At 62.8% G+C, this 21,496-nt stretch carries 22 protein-coding genes; 8 read left to right on the top strand and 14 right to left on the bottom strand.

Going from position 1 to position 21,496, the window contains the following annotated elements; all coding sequences use genetic code 11:
* Nucleotides 1-63: 63 nt before the first annotated feature.
* The gene (locus FEV16_RS02755) at nucleotides 64-1,881 is read right to left on the bottom strand and encodes a di-heme-cytochrome C peroxidase (protein ID WP_138166053.1); all 1,818 of its coding nucleotides are present in this window, start codon (nucleotides 1,879-1,881) and stop codon (nucleotides 64-66) included.
* 116 nt (nucleotides 1,882-1,997) lie between these two features.
* Between FEV16_RS02755 and FEV16_RS02760 the strand changes: the two genes are divergently transcribed.
* Nucleotides 1,998-3,395 carry a L,D-transpeptidase family protein gene (locus FEV16_RS02760; protein ID WP_246657136.1) on the top strand — a complete coding sequence of 466 codons (1,398 nt, stop codon included), beginning with the start codon at nucleotides 1,998-2,000 and terminating at the stop codon, nucleotides 3,393-3,395.
* 21 nt (nucleotides 3,396-3,416) lie between these two features.
* On the opposite strand, the gene FEV16_RS02765 is transcribed toward FEV16_RS02760, so the two are convergent.
* From FEV16_RS02765 to FEV16_RS02805, 9 genes are all read right to left on the bottom strand, one after another.
* A complete protein-coding gene (locus tag FEV16_RS02765; protein WP_138166055.1) occupies nucleotides 3,417-3,857 on the bottom strand; it encodes a GNAT family N-acetyltransferase in 441 nt (146 codons plus the stop codon).
* Nucleotides 3,854-4,651, bottom strand: a complete 798-nt coding sequence (locus FEV16_RS02770) for an ABC transporter permease (protein WP_138166056.1) — start codon at nucleotides 4,649-4,651, stop codon at nucleotides 3,854-3,856. Before FEV16_RS02770 ends, FEV16_RS02765 begins: the two co-directional genes overlap by 4 nt.
* Nucleotides 4,648-5,442, bottom strand: coding sequence for an ABC transporter ATP-binding protein (locus FEV16_RS02775; protein WP_138166057.1), 795 nt, complete (start codon nucleotides 5,440-5,442; stop codon nucleotides 4,648-4,650). Before FEV16_RS02775 ends, FEV16_RS02770 begins: the two co-directional genes overlap by 4 nt.
* A gap of 16 nt (nucleotides 5,443-5,458) precedes the next feature.
* Nucleotides 5,459-6,445, bottom strand: a complete 987-nt coding sequence (locus FEV16_RS02780; protein ID WP_138166058.1) for an ABC transporter substrate-binding protein — start codon at nucleotides 6,443-6,445, stop codon at nucleotides 5,459-5,461.
* Nucleotides 6,446-6,495: 50 nt separating this feature from the next.
* Nucleotides 6,496-7,833 carry a TldD/PmbA family protein gene (locus FEV16_RS02785; RefSeq protein WP_138166059.1) on the bottom strand — a complete coding sequence of 446 codons (1,338 nt, stop codon included), beginning with the start codon at nucleotides 7,831-7,833 and terminating at the stop codon, nucleotides 6,496-6,498.
* A gap of 3 nt (nucleotides 7,834-7,836) precedes the next feature.
* Entirely contained in the window at nucleotides 7,837-9,372 is a 1,536-nt protein-coding gene (locus FEV16_RS02790) for a TldD/PmbA family protein (protein ID WP_138166060.1), read from the bottom strand.
* Nucleotides 9,373-9,445: 73 nt separating this feature from the next.
* Entirely contained in the window at nucleotides 9,446-10,135 is a 690-nt protein-coding gene (locus tag FEV16_RS02795) for an RNA pseudouridine synthase (protein ID WP_138166061.1), read from the bottom strand.
* Between the two features lie 35 nt (nucleotides 10,136-10,170).
* The gene (locus FEV16_RS02800) at nucleotides 10,171-10,917 is read right to left on the bottom strand and encodes an SGNH/GDSL hydrolase family protein (protein ID WP_246657137.1); all 747 of its coding nucleotides are present in this window, start codon (nucleotides 10,915-10,917) and stop codon (nucleotides 10,171-10,173) included.
* Between the two features lie 108 nt (nucleotides 10,918-11,025).
* Nucleotides 11,026-12,057, bottom strand: coding sequence for an acyltransferase (locus FEV16_RS02805; RefSeq protein WP_138166063.1), 1,032 nt, complete (start codon nucleotides 12,055-12,057; stop codon nucleotides 11,026-11,028).
* 286 nt (nucleotides 12,058-12,343) lie between these two features.
* Here FEV16_RS02805 and FEV16_RS02810 point away from each other — a divergent pair, with 286 nt between their 5' ends.
* Nucleotides 12,344-13,144 (top strand): enoyl-CoA hydratase-related protein, encoded by an 801-nt coding sequence (locus tag FEV16_RS02810; RefSeq protein ID WP_138166064.1) that lies wholly within the window; start codon nucleotides 12,344-12,346, stop codon nucleotides 13,142-13,144.
* 12 nt (nucleotides 13,145-13,156) lie between these two features.
* Here FEV16_RS02810 and FEV16_RS02815 read toward each other — a convergent pair whose 3' ends face one another.
* Nucleotides 13,157-14,863: a hypothetical protein gene (locus FEV16_RS02815; RefSeq protein WP_138166065.1), complete on the bottom strand. Its 1,707-nt coding sequence runs from the start codon at nucleotides 14,861-14,863 to the stop codon at nucleotides 13,157-13,159.
* Between the two features lie 142 nt (nucleotides 14,864-15,005).
* Here FEV16_RS02815 and FEV16_RS02820 point away from each other — a divergent pair, with 142 nt between their 5' ends.
* Both FEV16_RS02820 and FEV16_RS02830 read left to right on the top strand, forming a co-directional pair.
* Nucleotides 15,006-15,542 carry a histidine phosphatase family protein gene (locus FEV16_RS02820; RefSeq protein WP_138166066.1) on the top strand — a complete coding sequence of 179 codons (537 nt, stop codon included), beginning with the start codon at nucleotides 15,006-15,008 and terminating at the stop codon, nucleotides 15,540-15,542.
* 140 nt (nucleotides 15,543-15,682) lie between these two features.
* On the top strand, nucleotides 15,683-16,825 hold the full coding sequence (locus FEV16_RS02830; protein WP_138166067.1) for a hypothetical protein: 1,143 nt from the start codon (nucleotides 15,683-15,685) through the stop codon (nucleotides 16,823-16,825).
* On the opposite strand, the gene FEV16_RS02835 is transcribed toward FEV16_RS02830, so the two are convergent.
* A complete protein-coding gene (locus FEV16_RS02835) occupies nucleotides 16,789-17,595 on the bottom strand; it encodes a hypothetical protein (RefSeq protein WP_138166068.1) in 807 nt (268 codons plus the stop codon). The two genes, FEV16_RS02830 and FEV16_RS02835, sit on opposite strands and share 37 nt — an antisense overlap.
* Before the next feature lie 36 nt (nucleotides 17,596-17,631).
* A complete protein-coding gene (locus tag FEV16_RS02840) occupies nucleotides 17,632-18,000 on the bottom strand; it encodes a DUF6477 family protein (protein WP_138166069.1) in 369 nt (122 codons plus the stop codon).
* A 121-nt stretch (nucleotides 18,001-18,121) separates the two neighbouring features.
* Between FEV16_RS02840 and FEV16_RS02845 the strand changes: the two genes are divergently transcribed.
* The gene (locus FEV16_RS02845; RefSeq protein ID WP_138166070.1) at nucleotides 18,122-18,466 is read left to right on the top strand and encodes a helix-turn-helix domain-containing protein; all 345 of its coding nucleotides are present in this window, start codon (nucleotides 18,122-18,124) and stop codon (nucleotides 18,464-18,466) included.
* Nucleotides 18,463-19,320, top strand: coding sequence for a DUF6456 domain-containing protein (locus FEV16_RS02850; protein WP_138166071.1), 858 nt, complete (start codon nucleotides 18,463-18,465; stop codon nucleotides 19,318-19,320). The genes FEV16_RS02845 and FEV16_RS02850 overlap by 4 nt, the downstream gene beginning before the upstream one ends.
* 104 nt (nucleotides 19,321-19,424) lie before the next feature.
* Here FEV16_RS02850 and FEV16_RS02855 read toward each other — a convergent pair whose 3' ends face one another.
* Nucleotides 19,425-19,847: a SufE family protein gene (locus FEV16_RS02855; protein WP_138166072.1), complete on the bottom strand. Its 423-nt coding sequence runs from the start codon at nucleotides 19,845-19,847 to the stop codon at nucleotides 19,425-19,427.
* A gap of 144 nt (nucleotides 19,848-19,991) precedes the next feature.
* Here FEV16_RS02855 and FEV16_RS02860 point away from each other — a divergent pair, with 144 nt between their 5' ends.
* Nucleotides 19,992-20,588 (top strand): LemA family protein, encoded by a 597-nt coding sequence (locus FEV16_RS02860; protein WP_138166073.1) that lies wholly within the window; start codon nucleotides 19,992-19,994, stop codon nucleotides 20,586-20,588.
* Between the two features lie 2 nt (nucleotides 20,589-20,590).
* Nucleotides 20,591-21,442, top strand: a complete 852-nt coding sequence (cysE, locus tag FEV16_RS02865; protein ID WP_138166074.1) for a serine O-acetyltransferase — start codon at nucleotides 20,591-20,593, stop codon at nucleotides 21,440-21,442.
* The last annotated feature ends 54 nt before the right edge of the window (nucleotides 21,443-21,496 follow it).

Below are 21,496 nucleotides of genomic sequence, written 5' to 3' on the forward strand. Positions count from 1 at the left end.
GCGACAAAAGGCAAGGGGGACGCGTGGTCCCCCTCGTCTATGCTGCAGCGGCAGGTGCGCGGCCTAGAGGCTCTTCAAATATTCGAGAAGCGCCTTCTTTTCGGGGTCCGAAAGCGAAGTCCCAAAATCATGGCCGCAGCGGCTATTGCCGGAATCCCGTTTCGAGCAATCGTCGGCATTGTAGGTCGAACTGAACGAGCCTTGCTCCTTCGCCAGTCCGACATTCTCAATGTCATAGGCCGGCCCGACCTTGAAGGCGGCCGGACGGTCCGCAGGCTTTTTCAAGAGATCGGCGAGCGTCGGCACCGATCCGTTGTGAAGATAGGGCGCCGCCGCCCAGATGCCTTGCATTACGCGGGACTCGAAGACGATCGAGGGCTGTGCGGCGGTGGGCTTTCTATAGAGATTTTTGAGGTCCGCCGAGAGCTTGGCGCTAATGAGCGTGGCGGCCGTGTCCGCCCTGGCGACCCGCGATTCCGGGATGCATTGTTCGACGATGGGCTTAAACACGTCGATGCCGAAATGCAGCGGCGCTTCGATGATAGATCCGATCACCGAGAGGCCGAGAATGCTGATGATCTTGTCTTTGGGCTTCAGCGGCGTGTCGATGCCTGGAACAAAGGGGATCGCTGCGCCGTTCAGCACGCCGGTGTCCGCCTCACGCACAAGGACTTTATATTCGCGGCTGTCCGTGCCGACGTCCTGAAGCGGCGTTTTCCACGTGTTGACGTTGCACAGTCGCGGCGTTCCCTTCGCGATTTCGTGACAGCCTTTGGCGCATCCGCCCTGCTTCGGATCGCGATGGAAAATTTCATCGCCTTTCGCCACGAGTTCCTGATTGAGAGCCCACGGCCATTTCGGCGGCCCGATCTGCTGGATCAGCGTTTCAAGACGCATGAGGCCAGGATAGTTCAGCGAAGAATCATTGAGGAAGTTGATGAGTTTGGGCAGTTGGCTCGAAGAGTTGAACCTCGCGAGTTGCGGCAATACGGAAATGAGGGGCGTCGGACGGTATACGCCGAAAACCCCGTAGACTTCCCCGACGTTTCTGGCGAGACCAAGAATGTCATCGCCATTTTCGGCGAAGCCCGGCCATTGCGTCATGTCCTGAATGGCGGCGTTCCAAAGGAAGGGATAGCGCACCGGCGCGTCGGCGAGCGCGATATTCTGTTCAATGATTCGTGAGGATGTCGTTCCGATGTCCAATCCGGCGACGCGGTTGAAGATCATCGACACCGCGTCGGCGCGCGCCACGCCCCAGCCGGGCTTCGGCAGCGATTTGCGCATCAGAACGTCGTAAGGCTGGAACCAGACCTCAACGTCGCTGCGCAGTTTCCGTAATGCGCTTTCGTTGGGGTCGCCGCCGAGCACTTCCTTGGCGAATGCGTTGAAGGCGGCCTGATCGGTCAGAAGCGTTTGAAACGCCGTATCGATATCGGCAAGGAGGGTTTGGAAGTCGCTAAGCGCCGGTCCGCCGTCGATGCGCCAGGAGACGCCATTCACGTCGATCTGACGCGTATGGCAGGCGGAGCATGTCATGCTCAAAAATCTTGCGCCATTATCGGAGGCGGCGAGAAAGCCCACCGGCAGTCCGGGTGCGGGGCTGTTCGGATTCGGCAGATAGCCGTAGCGGGTCAGCCCGTCGTCTACAAAATGCTTGCCGTCGGGATGTCTCAGGGCCTTGAACCAGGAGAACGGCATGATCCGCGCCCCCTGATCGAGACTGTAGAAATCGTCGCGATCCGGTGGCGTCCAACGGGCGCCCTGATCGGCGTATTTCAGTTCGGCGGCTGACGAAGGATTTGCCGCGGCGAGCGCCAGGAGCGCGAGGCCGGCGAGGCGCATCGTCAACGACGCGCGCAATGAATTCTTTGCAATCATGGCTCCCCCAAAAGAAAAGAATATGCGATGCAACTAGAGCATAGGCGCGCGCGTTTCACAATGGGCGCGAAGATGCGCGTCCACGCGCGATGTGGTTATGGCGATACGAGATGAGAATGAAGAGAATTTCGTGGTCTTGCAGCGTCCGCTTCCTGCTCGGGGCGATGTTGACGATAGTTGCTATGGACGCGCCGCTCGCCGCTCCAAAAGCGTCGCGGGATTCGGCGCCTGCTACGGCGCAATCGCCGCCCGCTCCGGCACAATCGCCGCCGGCTGCCGCTTCGCCGCCGATGTCGGCGCCTACCGAGGCTGCCCCCGCTAGTCCGGCTGCGCCTGTCAGCGCCGCGCCCGCCACGGCGCAACCGACAAGTCCCGCGACAACCCAGGCCGCCGCGCGCAAGCCGAAGCCGAAACCCGCGCCGCATGAGATGGCGCTTTCCGACGATCCGACTCCGGCCTTACAGCCACAGACATTCTTCACGACCTCGAAGGCGGCCGATCGCTACCGACAGATTGTCGACCTCGGCGGATGGCCAGTCGTCGGCGTTTCGCTTCGGCCGGGCGCGAAGGGGACGGCGGTGTCGACTCTGCGCCGCCGCCTCGCCGCCGAAGACGACAGCATCGTCGACACGGCGAAACAGAAGTGGGACGCCGATCTCACCGCGGCGGTAAAGCGCTTTCAGTTTCGCATGGGGCTCAAACAAACCGGCGTCGTCGCCGGCGCGACGCTTCGCGAACTCGACGTTCCGGCGGAAGTTCGCTTCCATCAGCTCGAGTCATCCGCTCGACGGCTCACGGCGCTCGATTTCGCCTTCGGCCCGCGATACATCGTCGTCAATATTCCCTCGACGGCGGTCGACGCGGTGGAAAATGATCGCGTTGTCCGCCGCTACGCCGCGATCGTCGGCGACCTTGAGCATCATTCGCCGGAGGTGCAGGCGAAGGTCGGCGCGGTCGACATCAATCCCACATGGACGGTTCCGGTCTCGATCATAAAGAACGAGATCGCGCCGAAGATGCTGAAGGACCCGACCTATCTTCAGCGTTCGCACATCCGCGTGCTGAACGCTCATGGCGCCGAAGTCGATCCGCGCTCAGTCGACTGGGCGAGCGAGCGCGCGACGCATTACACGCTGCGTCAGGATTCCGGCGCGGACAATTCGCTGGGGTCGATTCGCATCTCAATGCCCAATCCCTATTCCGTCTATATGCATGACACGCCGTCACGAAATCTCTTCGCCAATGATTATCGCTTCCTGTCGCATGGCTGCGTGCGCGTGCAGGGAGTCGTCGATCTCGCGGCCTGGCTGCTCGACGGCGAATCCGGCCCGCAGATGAGCAAGGATGAGATCACTAAGAAGATCGCGTCGGGCGAGCGTGAGGAAGTGAAGTTGACGCATCACGTGCCGGTGGCGTGGGTCTATATGACTGGCTGGGCGTCAGCGGACGGCATGGTGCATTTCCGCGACGACGTCTATGGGCTCGACGAGATCGGCGGCATCGCCGAGCAGTGACGGTCAAATCCCATATGGGAACTACAGCGTCAGACGGTAGCGAACGAAAGCATCGGCTTCGACGAATGAATCATAGAGCCGCCGCGCGCGTTCATTGTTTGCGCGCGTAAGCCAGTAGAGCTGCGACCAGCCGCGCATGCGTCCTAGATCGATGAGGTCTTGAATGAGCGCGCGGCCCACGCCCGCGCCGCGAAGAGTTGGATCGACGAAAAGGTCTTCAAGATAGCATGTCTGGGACAAGGTCCAGGTGCTGTCGTGCAGCACAGAGATGGAAAAGCCGGCCACGCGCCCGTCTTTTTCCGCGATCCGTCCAATCAACGCGGATTTGGGATCGAGCAGGCGGCGTAAAGTGTATTCCGTGACTTCGTCCGGCACAGCCGTTTCATAGAAATCATTGTAGCCATCCCAGAGCCTGCGCCAATCTTCGACGTCAGTCTCTCGAAATTCTCGCACGAGCGTCATTCCTGGTCCGCCCTTGCGCTTTCATGCCAGCCTCGCAACAGAACATAAGAGAGCGCTGCAAGCGCGCCGTAGATCGCAAGCCCGCTCAGAGAAATGAGCGCCAGCGCCGCGAACATGCGCGGAATGTCGAGACGGAAACCCGCTTCGACAATGCGATAGGCAAGTCCGGTTCCCTGACCCGAAGCGCCAGCGGCGAGCTCAGCGACGATCGCGCCGATGAGCGCCAATCCGCCGCCGATGCGCAAGCCCGTCAGGAATTGCGGCAGCGCCGACGGGAGCCGCAGATAGATCAGCTTCTGCCATGGCGAGGCATGGTAGAGATCGAACAGATCGCGCAAGCCGAAATCGACCGAAGCGAGCCCAAGCGACGTGTTCGAGAGAATCGGAAAGAAGGCGACCAGAAAGGCGCAGACCAGCACTGCGTTGCCGGGTTGCATATAGACGAGCAGCAGAGGCGCGATGGCGATGATCGGCGTGACCTGCAAGGTGATGGCGAAAGGCAAAAGCGCGCGCTCCAGCCATTTCGATTGCGCGATAAGAAGCGCCAACGCCACGCCGCATATAGTGGCGACGACAAGGGCTTCAAAAGTGACGCCGAGCGTCACCATCAGCGATGAGAACAGAAGTTCGCGATCCTCGATCAGCTTCTCGAAGACGACACTGGGCGCCGGGAGAATATAGGGCGGGACGTTCTTCCAACGCACCAGCGCTTCCCATAGCGCGAGGGCCGCGAAGAGGACGGCGAATGGCACGCCGATGTCGCGCCAGTGGATCGTGCCCCGCTTTTTGCTCATCGCGTCGCCTCTTGGATTGAGATGCGAAGCGCGTGCGACGCACGGCGGCACACTTCGGCGAAGGTCTTGCTCGAACGATAGTCGTCATCGCGCGGGATTGCCGGGTCGATCTCGATTTCGTCGATAATTCTACCGTCGCGTCTCGACATCACCATGATGCGCGTCGAGAGATAGGCGGCTTCGAACACCGAATGGGTGACGAAGACGATCGTCGCGCCGAACTGGCGTTTAAGCATGATGAGGTCGTCGTTGAGCTTGAAACGCGTCACCTCGTCGAGCGCGGCGAAAGGTTCGTCCATCATGATCAGCGCAGGTCGCGTCACCAGCGCTCGCGCGATCGCGCAACGCATCCTCATACCGCCAGAGAGTTCGCGCGGCAGGCTGCGCGAGAAATCAAGAAGACCGACAAGTGCGAGCGCCTCGTTGACGCGCGGCGACGCCGTCTCACGGGATAGACCGCTTAGCTGCAGCGGCAGGAAGACATTGTTGAAAACGCTTGCCCAGGGAAGCAGCGTCGCGTCCTGAAAGACGAAGCCTATGTTGTTCTTGATTTGAGGCGCGCTCCAGTTAATGGAGCCAGCGGTCGGGCTCGCGAGGCCTGAGATGAGCCGCAGCACCGTCGACTTGCCGCAGCCCGATGGTCCAAGCAGCGTCAGGATCTCGCCCTGGCGCACGTCGAGATCATAGTCGGCGAGGGCGACGAGCCCGCTCGGGAACGTCTTGCCGACATTACGCAGCGAAACGAGCGCGGACGCCGTCATTTGAGCGTCCGCGAGATCAAGCACGGTCATGACGGCTTTCTGGGCGTCATTTTGGGCGCAGCTCCATGCCGACCTTCTTGCCGATGAAACGCAGCGTGTAGCCGCGCTTGTAGTCGAGATCGGCGGGAACCACGCCGGCCTTCGCCATCTTATCAAAGAAGCTTTTCATTCGCGCGTCGGTGATCACGCCGACGCCATAGGTCAGCGCGTCGCCGGAATCGACGATGCCGCGCTCCTTCATTTTCGCGATGGAATAGGCGATCTGGCCATCGGTCATCTCCGGATTGTCGCGCTTGATCATCGCGTTCGCCTGAGCTTTATCGCCATAAAGATAATTGTACCAGCCGATGATCGACGCGTCGACAAAGCGCTGCACGAGGTCAGGAGTTTTGGCGATGACGTCGGCGCGCGTCTCTATCGTCGTCGAATAGCTGTCATAGCCGTAGTCGGACAAAAGAAAAATATTGGGCGTAAAGCCGCCTTCGCGCTCGATGGCGTAGGGCTCTGAGGTCAGAAGCCCCTCCTCAATTGATTTCTTGTCGGCGAGAAAAGGCGCCGAATTGAAATTGTAGGGCTTGGCGTTTGCGTCCTTGAAGCCGTAAGCCTGCTTCAGCCATTGCCAGACGGAAACGCGCATGTCGCTCGCGATGAAGGCGGTCGCCTTGGGCAGGTCTTCAAAGCGATCGAGACCTACGCCGGGATGCGACATGAATATCACCGGGTCGATCTGAAACATGCTGGCGACAGTGACGATCGGCACGTTCTGCTGCGCCGATTCGAACATTTGAATGGTGTTGGCGCCCATCGCGAAGTCGACCCGGCCTGCCGCGAGCAGCAGGCGCGCATTGAGCTGCGGTCCGCCTTGCAGAATGGAAACGTCGAGCCCATAGCGCGCGTAAGTCCCGTCGGCGACCGCCTGATAGAAGCCGCCGTGTTCGGCCTGCGCGCGCCAATTGGTGGCGAAGCGTATTTTGTCGAGCGCATGCGCAGGCGCCGCGATGAGGAGAGCGATGAGAAATACGACAAGACGCATGATGCGGCTCCGACTGCGAGGCGCGCATCATACATGAACGCGCGCGGGCTCTATATCCCGCTCGACTTCGACGAGAAGTTGAAGCCTTCGACGAGCATCGCCGGCGCCGCGGGCGCGCCGCCGCCATCCCCTGCCGCCCGCCAGGTGCGCCGCGTCGGACCGAGCGCCTTGATGTTGCTGAACAGATCGCCGAGCCGTTGATTGAAGCGCATGTTGCGCATCGGCGCGACGATGCGGCCGTTCTCAATGAGAAAATTACCGTCGCGCGTGAGGCCGGTGAGCAACAGGTTTTTCCGCTCCACGATATTGGTGTACCAGAATCTCGTCACCAGAACGCCGCGCCGCACCGAGCGGACCATGTCGTCAATCGAAGCGTCGCCGCCCGACATCACGAAATTGCGCGCAAAGGGAATTGGTTCGGACCCGGTCTTTTGCGCCCAGGCGCGCGAGCGGTAGAGCGTCGTTAGGACGCCATTCTCGACGAAGGCGCGGGCGCGATGCGGGAGACCCTCGAAGCCGACGGCGGCTTCGGGCGCCAGCGGATCGGCGGGATCGACGCGGATGGTTAGCTTCTCGTCGAAGAGCTTTTCGCCGATTAGCGCTCCGCCGCCGGGACGCGCGAAGGAGCTTCTGCCCTCGTCGGCCGCGCGCGCCTCCATCGTTCTCATAAGCCAAAAAGCGAGCTCGGTTGTGGCGTCGGGCTCGAGAATGACCGTGTAGGCGCCGGGCTCGAGATCGACTGGCGTCGCGTCATGCGCGCCCTTAAAGCAAGCGACACGCGCGATTTGCTCGGCGTCGAGACGATCCGCGGAGAATTGATGCGCGCCGGCCCAGCCCGACCAGGCGTCGGCGCGATTGCGCGCCGTGGCGGAAAGATCGATTTCGCTGCGCCGCTCATAGGCGAAAAGGCTGGCGCTGGTCGCGAACGCCTCGAACCGCCTTGCTGTTGTCGCGCAGCCGAAGGTGTCGACGCCAATTCGTGCGCCTTCCTTGATGACGCGCGCCGCCGCGTCAGCAAGCGCGTCGAGATGCAAATTCGCCGTCGCCTCGTCATAGCGGTTGGAGAAGCCGTAGTTCTGCGGACCGAGCGGCGCGACATAGTCCGGATCGACGGGCAACATGCGCGCGATCTCTTCCGAACGCGCAACGGCGGCAGCCAAAGCCTCGTCGTCGAAATGCGAGATGCTGCAGGAGCCGATGCGCCTGCCGATATGCGACGAGACGCGCAGACTGGCTTCTGCGCTCGCGAGATTGGTCGTCGCGCCGCCACGCGCGAAGCGCAGACTCTGGTCCAAACCGCCCTCGATCTGCACAGTGCAAGCGTCGGCCTTGGAATATGCGAGAACCTTATCGGCGATCGCCTTTGCGTCGTCTGAAGAAAGAAACATGCGCTATGCGTCGTCGCTCGTGTTCAGCACGCGCACATTACGAAAGAGCGCTGGCGGACTGCCGTGCGAGACAGGCGCCACCTGCATCGGCTCGGCCTTGCCGCAGGTGAAGGTGCCATCGAGATGATAGGCGCTCGCATCGCCTAGCCCTGCGAGAGAATTCCAAAACTGCGTCGTGCGGCCCTGATAGGCGCCGTCGCGCAGTAGATCGCCGAGCTTGCCATTCTTGATCTCATAGAAGAGCTGTCCGCCGAACTGGAAATTGTCACGCTGCTGGTCGATGCTCCAGCTGCCGGCGCCGACGACGTAGATTCCATTCTCGACGTCGCTGACGAGATCGTCGAACGAGCATTTCTGAGGATTGGGCATGAGTGAAATATTTGGCATGCGCTGAATGGGGAAAGTCGTCGGACTGTCCGCATAGGCGCAGCCGTTCGAATGCGACAGTCCGATGAGATGCGCCTGTCCCAGCGCCATCTGGAAATTCTTGAACACGCCTTTTTCGACGATGGCGAATTCCGCCGCCTCCGCCGGCGCGCCGTCGTCGTCATAACCGATCGTCGCGAGCGCGCCGGGCTGCGCGCGATCCGCGACGATCGTCATCAGCTCTGAGCCGAACCGCAGCTCGTCGAGCATGGAGGGTTTAACGAAGCTCGTTCCGGCGAAATTCGCCTCCCACCCGAGCACGCGATCGAGTTCGGTCGAATGGCCGACCGTCTCGTGAATTGTGAGCCAAAGATTCGTCGGGTCGATCACGACGTCGTAATCGCCCGGCGCCACTGGCTTGGCGTCGAGTTTCGCGCGCGCCTCTTCGCCGGCGCGCGCGGCTTCTTCGATGAGGCCGGCGCCGACAACGTAATCCCAACCAGCGCCGCGCGCCGGCGTCAGGCAGTCGCGCGTGGCGAAACGGCCGCTTGCGCGATCGATGGCGGTTGCCTGAAAGCTCGGGGCAACGCGCGTGCGCGTCTGATGAATGCGGCTGCCGAGACTGTTGGCGAAGAATCGTTCTTCGCAGGCCGCCGAAATCGACGCCGAGCAAAAATCAGCGCCATGATCGCGCGCGCTGGCGATGATCGAAAGCAGCAGGTCCGCTTTCTCGCTGGCCTGCGCTTCGAATGGGTCGACGCCCATGGGCATGATCCATTCGGCTTCGTGGACGGGCAGACGCTCAAGCTCGATCGGCTGGAATTGTATGGGCTTCACCGCGCGGGCGTTCTCCAATGCGCGCTCGACGCCGTCGCGCAGACTTTGCGGATCTAGCCTGCGCGCGCCGTAAAATCCCCAGCAGCCGTCGAGCAGCACGCGAACGCCGAACCCTTGCGATTCGCGCTCGTCGAAATTTTCCAGTCGGCCGTCCTTGGCCAACGCGTATTCGCGGCGTGTTTCACCGATCCGAAGATCGGCATAGCTCGCCCCGCTTTGCCGCGCGGCCGTGAGCGCTATATCGGCAAGATCGTAGAGGAGCACATGGTTCAGGCCGAAGGCGCTACGGCTCCGGCATGAGGCTTCGATAGGCGAAGGCGCGGCGACGGCCGCCATAACTCGCTCCAGAGTATCGCTCCAAACTGCGCCATTATGTTGGGCGTTTCGGCGGCGATTTGCAATCGCTGCGTCACGGTTGCGTCGCTCCGCGCCACCCGCAGGCGGCGAGCGCCTCGGTCATATGCGCAGGCGGCGCGGCGACAGCTTCAACCGGCGGCTTGCCATCCTGCATCGGCACGCGCACCGCGCGCGCATGAAGATGTAGGGGAGCTGAGCCCTCGCGGCGACCTGAGCCGTAGATTGGATCGCCGAGAATTGGCCAGCCCATCGCCTGCGCATGCACCCGGATCTGATGCGTGCGGCCCGTGTGCGGCGTGAATTCGATGAAAGACAGCGCGCTATCGGGGCTTCTGCCAAGCACGCGCCACGAGGTGCGCGACGGCAGGCCAAGCGGGTCGGGCCGCATCCACCAGCCGCGCGCCGCGTCGAGCCGCCCGAGCGGCAAGTCGATCTCGCCTTCCTCATCCGCCGGCGCGCCTTCGACGACCGCCCAATAGGTCTTGTCCACTCGGCCTGATTTGAAGAGCTTGCCGAGCCGGTCGAGCGCCTTACGGTGGCGCCCGAGCACGAGACAGCCGGACGTGTCCTTGTCCAGACGATGCGCCAGCGCTGGCGCGCGCGGCAGGCCGAAGCGGAGCTGATCGAAGGCGTCTTCAAGGCTCGGACCGCCCTTCGGGCCGCGATGTACGGCGACGCCCGCCGGCTTGTCGATAATCAGCATCAGCCCGTCACGGTGCAGCAGGCGAGAAAGCAGGTCCATGGCGGGCTTATAGCAGGGCGCTGCGCTAAGAAGCGTTATTTCTCGGCCCGCTTTTCCTTTCCGAGCGTGAGCGCGCCGCCGATAAACTTTCCATATTTGTGGAAACATTCGTCCGTCAGATGCACGCCGTCGGCGGTGTAACAGCGCTCATTTCCCTCGTATTTGTCGATGAAATCGTCGAATTCAACAACATTGAGTTCGGGGTGGTCGCGCCAAAGCGCAACCCGATAAAGGTCGTTCACTTGCCGTTGGCAGTGATCGTAGAAGCAACTCAATATGGACCGCTTGACGGCGCTGTAGAGATTCGGCGGTTTGAACCGGCGTTCGTTGACCCGGGGGATCGCGATGATCTCAACGTCATCAACGTCGGAAAAATACTCGACGAGCTTTTTCGTGTATTCGACATAGGCCGATTGGCCGACGTGCTGGATTTCATCGTTGACGCCGTTCATGATGACGACGGTGTCCGGCTTGTTGTCGTCGAAAGCGCGATAGAGTTTTTCCTTCGGAAATTTCTCGCGCAGTTCGGTGAAGAGCAGCCGCGAGTTGCGGCCCGCAAAACCGAGGCTGCAGGCCGTAACGCCTCGGCCCTTTAGCCTTTCGGAGACGGCGCGCGGCAGTTCGGGTAGAATTTTGCCGTCCGAGGCCCAGGACTCGCCGACGACAAGGATCCGGTAGTCGCCGCCGCCGCCGTTGACCGTGGCGCAGTCGAGCGTCGGTTCATCCGACCGCTTTAGGCTGAGAAGCGTCAGCCCGCCCGTGACGGCAAGAATAAACGCCAATCTTTGCGCGCCAGGGAACATGGCGCACCCATAGCCGGCAGACTGGACTCAGGCAAATTTCTGGATGTGGCCGCCGCGCTGTCGGTCTGAAGTGGCCGCGGCGCGCGGTTAGGCGAGCGCCGGCGCGGCCGCGGGCAGCGCTACGGGCGCGGCCAAGAGTCGATTGGATACCCAAGAGGCGCGCAGCTTGTTGATCGGCCGATCGAAGAGACGCCAGATCAGATAGGAGGCGACGAAGATGATCACGAGCGCCTCGGAGCAGAGCAGCATTCGTTCGGCGTAAGACCCTTCGCCGGTCTTCAGAGCGCCGAGCACCGACCAGTGCAGCAGATAGAAAATATAAGAGAGCTCGCCGAACATTCTGTCGGTCGAAGCGCTCGCCTGCCGCGTCGTATAGAGCGCCCAGGGCGTCATCATCACCGCGATCAAGAGATTCGTCTTGTCGCTGAAGGCGAGCAGTTGGCCCGGCGATTCGCCGAGCATGAAGTCCTTGGCGAAGATCAGCGCACACAGGAATAGCGTCGCAAGCGTCGCGTATAGCGAGCGATAGGCGAAGGCGCGGCTCGGCTTCAACTCATGGCTCGCCGCCGTGACGCCGATTCCAAAAAACAGCAGAAAGGGCGCGACCGTGGCTGAGCCGCCGAACCACGGCGCGAAAGCCGAGATCAAAAGGCAGATCACCAGCAGGTGGATGTTCCTGGAGATGAGGAAGATGATCGCCGGCGCGATCAGATAGAATTGTAACTCCATGTCCAGCGACCAGCCGGGAATATTGGCTTGGAAGGGCAGCGAGTTGTAGCCGAGGATCATGATATTGGAGAAGAGCTGGTGCATCAGCCCGCCAAACGCCGCCGGCGCGTCGCCGCGCCAGAACAGAAGCGCCCAGGCGATCGCCGAGCACAAAGCGAAAACCGGCGCGATGCGCCAGATGCGTGAAACGAGATAGGTGAAATAGGCGGATGTGGTCTTGGAATAGGTCTTCCGCCACATAGCGGCGACCCAATAGCCGCTCAGTACGAAAAAGATCAGCACGGCCGACATGCCGAGGTTGAAATTGGTCGTGTGGTGGAGAAAAACCGCGAAAGCCAAAGTCATCCGCAGGGCGCCTGGCGACGCGACTTTATCCGTTCCCATCGCCATTGCTGCTCCGCGGTTTGGCAGGAGGTTTTCTTAAAAATGAGCGACGTCGAGCTTAACTTGATCGGACTGCGAAATGCTGTGGCAAGAGGTCGCAAAAGCTGCGGCGCGCCGCGGCATTCGGTCGCGCTTTGCAGCTCTGCAGCATGCATTCGCATGTGGTTCGGCGCTTTCCCTTCATGTGGCCTCAGAGTGGCCGGCCTATGTGGTCCAAACACGTGTCGGTGTGCGCTCCTAGCGCCTGCTGATTAGCGATCTCACGACGTCGAAATTTTGTCTCCGAGGAACAATGGCGATCCTTTCTCCGACACCCAAGCTGCGCGTCGCGGTCAATTTCGGCGTCGCGCGGCTCTACATCGAAAATCCGGCAAAGCGTAACGCCTTCGACTTTGAGATGTGGCGGGCGTTGCCGTCGCTGATGCGCGCTGTGGATGCGGCTGAGGAAGCGCGCTGCCTCGTCATCAGCGGCGCGCCGGGTCTCTCGTTTTGCGCCGGCGCGGACATCAGTGAATTCTCCACCCTGCGCGCGACCAGCGAAGGCGGGCGCGCTTATGAAGACGCCAATGTCGAGGCGTTCGATTCAATTTCGAATCTCTCTAAACCGACGATCGCAGCCGTTTCGGGCTTCTGCATGGGCGGCGGATTTGGGCTAGCCGCGGCCTGCGATCTGCGCGTCGCCGATACGGAGGCGGTTTTTGGAATTCCGGCTGCGAAACTCGGGGTCGGCTATCCGCCGGCGGCAATGTCTTACATTGTCGCCGCGGTCGGCGCGCAACTCGCGTTCGATCTCTTTTATACGGCGCGCCGCCTCACCGCGAACGAAGCCAAGGAGCGCGGTTTCGTCAGCCGCCTCTTCACGACTGAGAGTTTCGAAGGCGCGGTGCATGCGCTCGCCGAAACGATCGCAACAGGCGCGCCGCTGACATTGCGCGCCGCCAAAGCGGCGATCCGCGCCGCCGCCGGCTTGCCCGGCGCGTCGTCCAACGAACAGTGCGAAGCTCTTGCGACCGCCTGTTTCGACAGCGCGGATTACATGGAAGGGCGCGCCGCCTTTCTCGAGAAACGCGAGCCGCGTTTTTCGGGCCGGTGACGCGCTGTCTCATCATTTGTTTGCGCTTGCCTCCACTTCGAGGCTTTCCAAAATTTCGCTGGGCTTGCGGGTCAGCGCATCAAGCGCGCTGACGCCTTTTGGCGCGATAAAACGCAAATGGAGGCGCCTCGGCTTCTCGATATAGGCCGAAACGGCGTCGGCCACTCGCTTGGCGTTGGCGCCATTGCCGCCGAGCGTCGTGATCGCCGTTCCGGCCGCCTTCGCGTAATCCGCGCGCGCCTTTTCGACGGACGTCTTCTGCTCTTTGGCTTCCAAAGCGAGCACGCGGTCGACGAGACCATTTCCTTCAAGCGTCAGGTCGACCGACTTGACGGATGTTGTAAGCGTCGCTGCGCGCGAGATTGCAGGCGAGGATGAGAAGGCCGCGCTCGATACATTGCCAAAGAGCGCCGACAGATGCGCAGCGCCCATGTTCTTGGCGTCGATCGCGACCGGCTCCAACGCAGCTTCAGACATTTTCTCGCGCCATTCTCCGGCTGCGACGCCGGAAAGCGCGAGTTCGCGATAGCCGAGCGCCAAGAAATGCGCCGTCGTCTGCGTTTCGCCGCGCGCCGCGAGGTCGACGATGAAGTTGTCGACGCGGCCCGAAAATTTCGTGGGAGTCGTTTTGAGAAAATTGCCGAAGCTCGCGCTTGCGTTCTCCATGCTGAATTTTATCCGCGACCTCTCGCTGGTCTTTGGATCAGGCAAATCGGCCAGGACGCCGTTTATGTCGACGCGGGCGAGCTTGGGATAGGCGCCGTCTTGCAAGACAGGAGAAAGCTGCAATTCATTCAGCGCAAATCGCTTCACCGACAGATTGCCGCCGTCGGACGCTGCGAGCGAAAAATCGTCGAAAAACATTTCCCCGGCGCCGGCGCCCGCGACTTTGCGCATGCCGAAGCGCGCGATCTTCGACGTGAACGGCTTTCCTGCGGGTTCGCCTTTGCCGGTCCCGACGACGTCGTCAACGTCGATCGAGGCGGCTTCGAAAGATTGAAGCGCAGCGAGAAGATCGCGCATCAATGCGGCGTTGTCCTCAGGTTTTGCTGGGTCGAGCTTCCCAAATCTTTCGATGAGCTTGCCGACCGGAGCTTGTAGCGCTCGCCCGCGCACGCCCTCGATCTTCAACCGGCCTGTCGTCACGATGAAATTGGCGTTCGCATCTTCGAGTCGCGAAGATTGAATGACTTCCTCCTCGACCAATGGCCTCAAAGGCGCGTCCGCCGCGCCGGCGGTGGAGAGCGCGATGCGCGCAAGCTCAACAAGATCGACGCCTTTCGCCTCTGAGGCGCTCCAAGAAATCCGCTGAACGCCGCCTTTCGCGGATTCGATCGTTTCTTCGCCGCCGTCAGCGCGGACGGTCGCGGCGCGTCCGGAGATCACGTTCTCGAAGAGAAGCTTGCGATATTGGACGCGCACGACGCGTAATTCATCGCGACTTTCGCTCGACATCGCAGGCACGGCGATTCGCCGCGCCGAAATTCGCGCAAGGCGCGCTGCGACATTTGTATCGCCGCTCAATAACAGCGTGGCTAACTCCGCCCAAGGCAGATTTGCGCCTTCGATTTCGATGTGAGGAATGCGATAGGTCGTCCCGTCGAGCGAGAAGACGATATTGTCGAGCGCGAGCGGCTTTTCGCCGGCGCTTTGCGAAGGCGCCGAGAAACTCGCGATCGAAAGCGACGTCACGATGCCGGCGGCGAGAAATTTGCGCATCCGAAAACCTTGGAAAGGGCCAACGGGGGAAGAGCCTGCACGGACTGTCTTTAAGGGTAAAGAGGCGCGTAGTTTCGTCGCAGCCGGTCTATCGCGCGCGGCGGCGAGTGGCGGCGCGACGGCGCCGTGATAGAGAGACGGTATGCGTCGACTCCTGCTCCTGCGCCATGGCAAGGCTGACCGGCATTCAGCCGGCGGCGACCGCGAACGTCCGCTCACCCGTCGCGGCATGGAGGATTCGCGCCGCATGGGCGAGTATCTGCGCGACGCGCATGTTGCGCCGGATCTCGCTGTGGCGTCCAACGCCCGTCGGGCCAAGCAGACGCTCGACCAGGTGCTCGACGCCTTTCCGAACCACGTCACCCATCTGATTGAGAATACGATCTATCTTGCGACGGTCGACCATCTGGTCGAGGTTTTGCGGCAGACCCCCGACAAAGTCGGAACCCTGCTGGCCGTCGGTCATAACCCGGGCTTTGCGGAGCTTGCTTACTGGCTCGCCGGCTCGGGCGAGACGGATGAATTGGCGTTGATGCGCACTAAATTCCCAACAGCGGCGCTGGCGATGCTCGATTTTGAGATCGACCATTGGTCGGACGTCCGCAGGGGCGGGGCCCGCCTCGCGCGCTTTGTGACGCCAGGCATTTTGCGGGGCGAGGCGGCGGAAGACCCCGACTAGAGCGCGCTGCGAAAAAGTGGAAGCCGGTTTTTCGCGAGGAGCGCGCTCTAAATTTTGGAGATCGATCACGTTATCTGCCTTTGGGCGATTCCGCCCAAAGGCAGCGTGATCTAGCGAACTCCGCAACGCATGGAGCAGCCATGCTGATCGAAGCGCTCCTGACGATGCTGGCCGCAGCGGCGCCACAAAAGGCGCCTGCCACGGTCGCCACGCCCATGTCGCTCTTGGCGACGACGCCGAACCCCGCCTACCAGCCCGAAGTGCGGGCCGTGGACAATTGGCGCTTTGAAAGCGCGCTGGCGCTGGAGATGGCCCCGCTCGCCGCAATCCGTCGTGCGGTCGGCGCGGAGGAGGGCGAGCCTGCCCGCTGCGTCAAGCTCAACAATTATTGGTGCATCAAGAGCGCGGGCTGGAGCGGCGAAATCGCCGCCGACTCGGACGGTCATGTCGCCTTCGCCTCGGCCGAAGAGGGAGCCGCCGTCGCGGCGCTGCTGCTGCGCCGCTACTATGTCGACTATGGGCGGCGCACCGCGCGGGCCATCGTCGAGCGCTGGGCGCCGGCGCAATGTTCGCTTGTCGTCGCGCGCTCCGTCGCCGCGCCGCGACTGCCGGCGGTTATTTCCAGTCCGCCGCCATCACGCGCCGGGATGGCGCGTATGCCGCCGCGGCGCATCGCGCCGATGGGGCTCGCGCCGCGCGGCATTCAGAACACGTTGCGGGCCCGCTGGCTCGCGGCGCATGGGCGTGGCGGGGTCAATCCGAAGAGTGCGCGGCTGCCCCTCGCTCGGCCAGTCGACCTCATGCCGGCGCCGTCGATCATGGCCGGAATTTCCGAGCTGCCTGCTCGGCGGGAGAAATTCGCCGAACTCATCCGGCCGGCGCCCCAGACGACGATCGCCGATCTGCCCGCGCCTACGCCTCTGCCGCCGCTTACTGGCGTTTCGAATTGCAGCGGCGAGCTTGCGCGGATCGCCAATTATGCGGCGAATGTCGCCCAAGGGGTCGTCGGCGGCCCCAATGAGGACCTCGCGTTGTTTACGCCCGATGGCCTGCCGACCGAGAACCTCGCCAAGGTGATGGCTAATATGGCCGCCGTCGAGATCGGGCCGGCGCGGCCGCGCGACGCGCTGATCCGAATCGCCGTGGCGCAATTGCGCCAGACGCTACAGGAGCCAGGAAAGAAGGGCGGCGGCGCCGCGCCTGCGTCTGAATCGCCTACACAGCCAGCACGCGCGGGCCAAGCGCCTCAAGAACGGGCCATCAGCTCCAGCGCGAGTCCGTAAACTTTCGTTCGCGCGGGTTCGGGGAGCGTTTTCAGCACTTCGAAATAGGTTTGCCCGGCGCCGCACATGCGCGCGTCTTCGAGCGGCGGATTGGGCATCTTGCCGTCGAGCAGCGCGTCGATCTCGACCTTGCCGAGGCCCCGCGCTGCAAGCGCGTTTTCCAATACGCGGAAGTCCGCCTCGGTCGGCGCGGCGCGGTCGATCTTTTTGGCCTGTCCGCTGACGATGGCCTCAAGGCCCGCAAGCGCCATGTCCGCGACGATCGGACGGCGTGAGGCGGCGAATCGCTGAAAGTCGAGATCAGTCGCGCCGTAAAGGAAGGCCACGCACATGCGCTTGTCCTCCCGCGCCACCGCCTGCAGCACTTCAAGTTGCTTTTCGAAAACGCGCGCGATCGGCTCAGGCTCGGCTTTCGCGGCCAGCGCGCCCCGCGAGGTTCGAATACGGCGCACCGCCTCGGAAAGGTAGTAGTCGACGCTCTGCTCTTCTTTCGTCTCGGCGAGGCGCGTCGCGAACTCGTTGATCGCCGCTTCGTAATCCCCGGTGAAGGTCTCGCGCAGGCGTGCGAAATAGCGCGCATAGTCCGGCGTCGCGGCGATCAGCGTCTCGATCTGCTGGCGCGCGCCGCCCTTATCCAGGGCCGCGCTGACGCGCGCTCCCGAATCCGCCAGGTTTGGCGTCGGGTTGAGCGCCATCCACGTCAAGCTGACGCCGGCCCCGATCGCGACGAGCGCCGCCGCCAACAGCGCCAGTATTTTCTCCAGATACATCGCCGGCCTTTGCGTCTCAGATGGAAAGCGTGAAGCTTAAAGCATTGCGGATGTGGGCGAAAGCGGACCGTCCGCGACGCCCTTCAGCAGCCGGTTGAGCCGCGTGGTCTCGGCGCGATGGGAGACGAGCAGGCTGATATGCCGGTTGAGATCGTAGCTCCAATGACCGCGGCGGGCGCGTTCGGCGCGCATCGCGCGTTCGATTTCCTTGAGCGCCGCGCGCGCGGCGTCGGGCGAGTCGCTTTCGATCAACTCGGGCGACAATCGATGGAACCGCGCCAGCGCGCTCGGGCGATCATAGCCCTTTAGACCAGCGACGAGGGCGGCGTCGAGCGCGGCGCTGGCGGCCGCGGCGAAGCGGGCGGGGCGGCGGTCTTGAGGGGCTGGAATTGGGTTGTGCGTCATGGGTCATCCTCCGCGACGCGAAGAATGCTCTCCTCCAAGCGCATGAGGATAAGTATTTTGTCTCTTGAATAGGATTATATTCCAGCTTACGGTTTGGCTCTCACCCAAGCTGGAGATTTCAATGTCGCTCAATTGCTCGCTCATTCCTGGGCTTAGCGCCGCCGCGGCAGCCGCGGCTCTGGGGACGCCTTACGCCGAACTCTTCTCGCCGCGCCGCTCCCGCGCCGCAGTCGCTCGCGCCCGCCAGCTTGCCGTCTACCTCTGCCATGTCGCGTTCGGCGCGAGTCTTTCGGCCTGCGCCAGGGCGTTCGCGCGCGACCGCGCGACCGTCCGACACGCCTGCGCGATGATTGAGAACTTGCGCGACGATACGCGCTTCGACGCCGGCGCGCGCAGGCTCGAATCAGCGCTCGTCACGCAGCGCGACATGATCTGCGCCCTTCTTGCGCAAGGGAGCGCGCAATGAAGAAAAACGCAGGGCGCTTACCCAAAGAAGAAATCGGCCGCGCGACGCGCCGGCTGTTGCAGGCGCTTAGCGAGCCGGGCGCGCGCGGCGCGCTCAGCGCGCTCGAAGCGTCGACGCTTGTCGTGCTCGCCGCGAGTAAAGGCGTCACCGTGGTGCGCGCGCGATTGCCCGCCGCCGTTGGCGACGCCGCGCTCGCCGAAGGACTCGTGCGATGGGACAATGAAACAGGCGAGCGCCGGCTTGCGCTGACCGACGCCGGACGCGCGCATCTTCGCAGACTATCCGCGCCGGATGTCGATCAGGCCGAGCCGTTTCGCGCGCAACATGCGTCCTATGCGCTGCGCCAGCTCGAAAAGGGCGCGCGTCCGGCGCTCGTCAATGAAGCGGAAAGCCCGCTCGCCTGGCTGGCGCGGCGCAAGGATCGCGACGGTCGCACCTTTCTCGACGCCGCGCAGCTTGAAGCCGGCGAGCGCATTCGCCGCGACATCGAGCAGGCGCAGCTCTTGCAGCGGGTGACAGCGAATTGGGAGGCTTCGATCAACGCCGCGCGCCGCGGCGCCGAGGTGGGCGCCGTCTCCGAGGTTGCGATTGACGCGCGTGGGCGACTGGCGCGCGCCTTCGACGCGGTGGGACCGGAAATGGCGGGGCTCGTGACCGACGTCTGCGGCTATCTTAAGGGTCTCGAAGTCGTCGAAAGCGAACGCGGCTGGCCGCCGCGCTCGGCGAAAGTGGTGCTCAGAATCGCGCTTGATCGGTTAGCGCGCCATTACGGACTCGCTGTCGAGGCGCGCGGCCGCGACCGCGCCGATGCGCTGCTGCATTGGGGCGCTGAGGACTACCGGCCGAATATGTGAGCCCAGTCCCGTCATGGCCGGGCTTGTCCCGGCCATCCACGTCAAACCGATTCAATCGTGGATGCCCGGCCCAAGGCCGGGCATGACGCGGTAGAGTTTGCGCCCTACGCCGCCATCGCCTCTTTCGCTTCTTTCTTGATGCGCTCGACCATTGAGCGCAGACCATTGGCGCGCTGCGGCGTCAGATGTTCGGCGAGGCCGAGCTCCTTGAACAGCGGCTGCGCGTCGGTGTCGACGATCTCCTGCGCCGGCCGACCGGAGTAAAGCGCCAGCACCAGCGCGACGAGACCGCGCACAATATGCGCGTCGCTGTCGCCGCGAAAGGAGAGCGTCGTGCGCCCCTCAGGGTCACGAGCCGGCGTCGTTTCAAGCCACACTTGGCTGGCGCAGCCGCGCACTTTGTTAGCGTCGGTATAGGCGTCTTTCGGCAGCGGCTCGAGCGTGCGGCCAAGCTCGATGAGATAGCGGTAGCGATCCTCCCACTCATCGAGCAGTTCGAAATTGCCTATGATCTCGTCGATTTGCATTTTGCCCCGCATCCTTCAGGCGCATTCTACCTCAATTTAGGCGCCAATTAAGCGTCAACCCGCGCCCTTTCCCTGGCGAGGGCCACGCCTTACATTTCCGCGCAACGATCGCTGGCGCGCCGCGCCGCTCTTTGGGAGTTTTAGATGAGCGACTTTTCCCGTTGGCGCGCCGTCGCCGCCGCGATTTTCCTTAGCTTGGGTCTTTCCGGTTGCGGCTACAACACGATTCCGACGCTTGAAGAAAACGCCAAGGCGAGATGGTCGGAGGTGCAGTCGCAATATCAGCGCCGCGCCGATCTCATTCCAAATTTGGTCGAGACGGTGAAAGGCTATGCCAAGCAGGAGAAGGACGTGCTCACCTCGGTCGTCGAGGCGCGCGCCAAGGCGACATCCGTCAAGGTCGACGCGAGTTCGCTGACCGATCCTGAAAAGATGAAGCAGTTCCAGGAGGCGCAAAACCAGCTCACCGGCGCGCTCGGCCGGCTGATCGCGGTCAGCGAAGCCTATCCTGATTTGAAATCCAACCAGAACTTCCTCGCTCTGCAATCGCAGCTTGAGGGCACAGAGAACCGCATCAATGTCGCGCGGCGCGACTACATCGAGGCGGTGCGGGAATTCAACACCTCGCTGCGCACCTTCCCGACGATTTTCTGGGCGAAGACCTTCTTCGCTGGAACGAAGCCCATGGCGGAATTCTCCGCGGCCGGCGCGGCGCAATCGCCTCCGGCGGTGAAGTTCTAGAGATGGACGCCGACGCGCCAAGGGAAGAGTTGAGCGCGCTCGCGGCGGAGGCTGAGGCGATGTGGGCGCATATGCGCCGCGAAGCCGAGGAGGCGCTGCGTCTCGATCCGTCGCTGACGTCGCTGATGCTCGGCGCGATCCTCGACCGCGCGTCGCTTGAAGAGGCCGTGGTCCAGCGCATCGCCGCAAGACTCGGCGCCTCGGCGATGGACGCGGACACGATCGCCGACGCCTTCATGCAAGCGGTGAGCGACGACGAGACGATCGCGGCGGCGTTTCGCGCCGATCTCGTCGCCTGTGTCGAGCGCGATCCCGCCTGCGGGCGGATGATCGAACCGCTGCTGTATTTCAAGGGCTTCCACGCGATCCAGTCGGCGCGGCTCGCGCATGCGCTGTGGCGCGCGCGGCGCCATGACTTCGCCTTCTATATTCAGAGCCGCGCCTCCGACGCGCTCGCGGCCGATATTCATCCGGCGGCGCGTTTCGGCAAGGGGCTGTTCCTCGATCACGGCACGGGCTTCGTCGTCGGCGAGACGGCGGTCGTCGACGATGACGTTTCTATCCTGCATAGCGTCACGCTGGGCGGCACAGGCAAAGTTGCGGGCGACCGACATCCGAAGGTCAGGCGCGGCGTGATGATCGGGGCAGGCGCCAAAATCCTCGGCAATATCGAAATCGGCGCCTGTTCGCGCATCGCCGCGGGCTCCGTGGTGCTGAAATCGGTTCCGCCGAATTCGATCGTCGCCGGCGTCCCGGCGAAAGTGGTCGGGACCGAATCCCGCACGGAGCCGGCGCGCGACATGGACCAGATCCTGCGCGGCCTCGCCTATGATTCCTTCGATTATGTCATCTGACCCAGGCCGCTGCGGCGCCTAAGCGGCTTAAGCGATTGAGGGTTGCGCAGGTCC

The organism is Methylocystis sp. B8, from assembly GCF_005771425.1.
In the GTDB taxonomy this organism is placed as follows: Bacteria; Pseudomonadota; Alphaproteobacteria; order Rhizobiales; family Beijerinckiaceae; genus Methylocystis.

Bases quoted from the DNA above. Each gene is read 5' to 3' on its own strand.
- FEV16_RS02760 (WP_246657136.1), top strand. From the start codon at position 1,998: ATGAAGAGAATTTCGTGGTCTTGCAGCGTCCGCTTCCTGCTCGGGGCG.
- FEV16_RS02780 (WP_138166058.1), bottom strand. From the start codon at position 6,445: ATGCGTCTTGTCGTATTTCTCATCGCTCTCCTCATCGCGGCGCCTGCG.
- FEV16_RS02755 (WP_138166053.1), bottom strand. From the start codon at position 1,881: ATGATTGCAAAGAATTCATTGCGCGCGTCGTTGACGATGCGCCTCGCC.
- FEV16_RS02835 (WP_138166068.1), bottom strand. From the start codon at position 17,595: ATGTATCTGGAGAAAATACTGGCGCTGTTGGCGGCGGCGCTCGTCGCG.
- FEV16_RS02830 (WP_138166067.1), top strand. From the start codon at position 15,683: ATGCTGATCGAAGCGCTCCTGACGATGCTGGCCGCAGCGGCGCCACAA.
- FEV16_RS02785 (WP_138166059.1), bottom strand. From the start codon at position 7,833: ATGTTTCTTTCTTCAGACGACGCAAAGGCGATCGCCGATAAGGTTCTC.
- FEV16_RS02850 (WP_138166071.1), top strand. From the start codon at position 18,463: ATGAAGAAAAACGCAGGGCGCTTACCCAAAGAAGAAATCGGCCGCGCG.
- cysE (WP_138166074.1), top strand. From the start codon at position 20,591: ATGGACGCCGACGCGCCAAGGGAAGAGTTGAGCGCGCTCGCGGCGGAG.
- FEV16_RS02845 (WP_138166070.1), top strand. From the start codon at position 18,122: ATGTCGCTCAATTGCTCGCTCATTCCTGGGCTTAGCGCCGCCGCGGCA.
- FEV16_RS02855 (WP_138166072.1), bottom strand. From the start codon at position 19,847: ATGCAAATCGACGAGATCATAGGCAATTTCGAACTGCTCGATGAGTGG.
- FEV16_RS02770 (WP_138166056.1), bottom strand. From the start codon at position 4,651: ATGAGCAAAAAGCGGGGCACGATCCACTGGCGCGACATCGGCGTGCCA.
- FEV16_RS02795 (WP_138166061.1), bottom strand. From the start codon at position 10,135: ATGGACCTGCTTTCTCGCCTGCTGCACCGTGACGGGCTGATGCTGATT.
- FEV16_RS02765 (WP_138166055.1), bottom strand. From the start codon at position 3,857: ATGACGCTCGTGCGAGAATTTCGAGAGACTGACGTCGAAGATTGGCGC.
- FEV16_RS02860 (WP_138166073.1), top strand. From the start codon at position 19,992: ATGAGCGACTTTTCCCGTTGGCGCGCCGTCGCCGCCGCGATTTTCCTT.
- FEV16_RS02840 (WP_138166069.1), bottom strand. From the start codon at position 18,000: ATGACGCACAACCCAATTCCAGCCCCTCAAGACCGCCGCCCCGCCCGC.
- FEV16_RS02820 (WP_138166066.1), top strand. From the start codon at position 15,006: ATGCGTCGACTCCTGCTCCTGCGCCATGGCAAGGCTGACCGGCATTCA.
- FEV16_RS02805 (WP_138166063.1), bottom strand. From the start codon at position 12,057: ATGGCGATGGGAACGGATAAAGTCGCGTCGCCAGGCGCCCTGCGGATG.
- FEV16_RS02815 (WP_138166065.1), bottom strand. From the start codon at position 14,863: ATGCGCAAATTTCTCGCCGCCGGCATCGTGACGTCGCTTTCGATCGCG.
- FEV16_RS02790 (WP_138166060.1), bottom strand. From the start codon at position 9,372: ATGGCGGCCGTCGCCGCGCCTTCGCCTATCGAAGCCTCATGCCGGAGC.
- FEV16_RS02810 (WP_138166064.1), top strand. From the start codon at position 12,344: ATGGCGATCCTTTCTCCGACACCCAAGCTGCGCGTCGCGGTCAATTTC.
- FEV16_RS02775 (WP_138166057.1), bottom strand. From the start codon at position 5,442: ATGACCGTGCTTGATCTCGCGGACGCTCAAATGACGGCGTCCGCGCTC.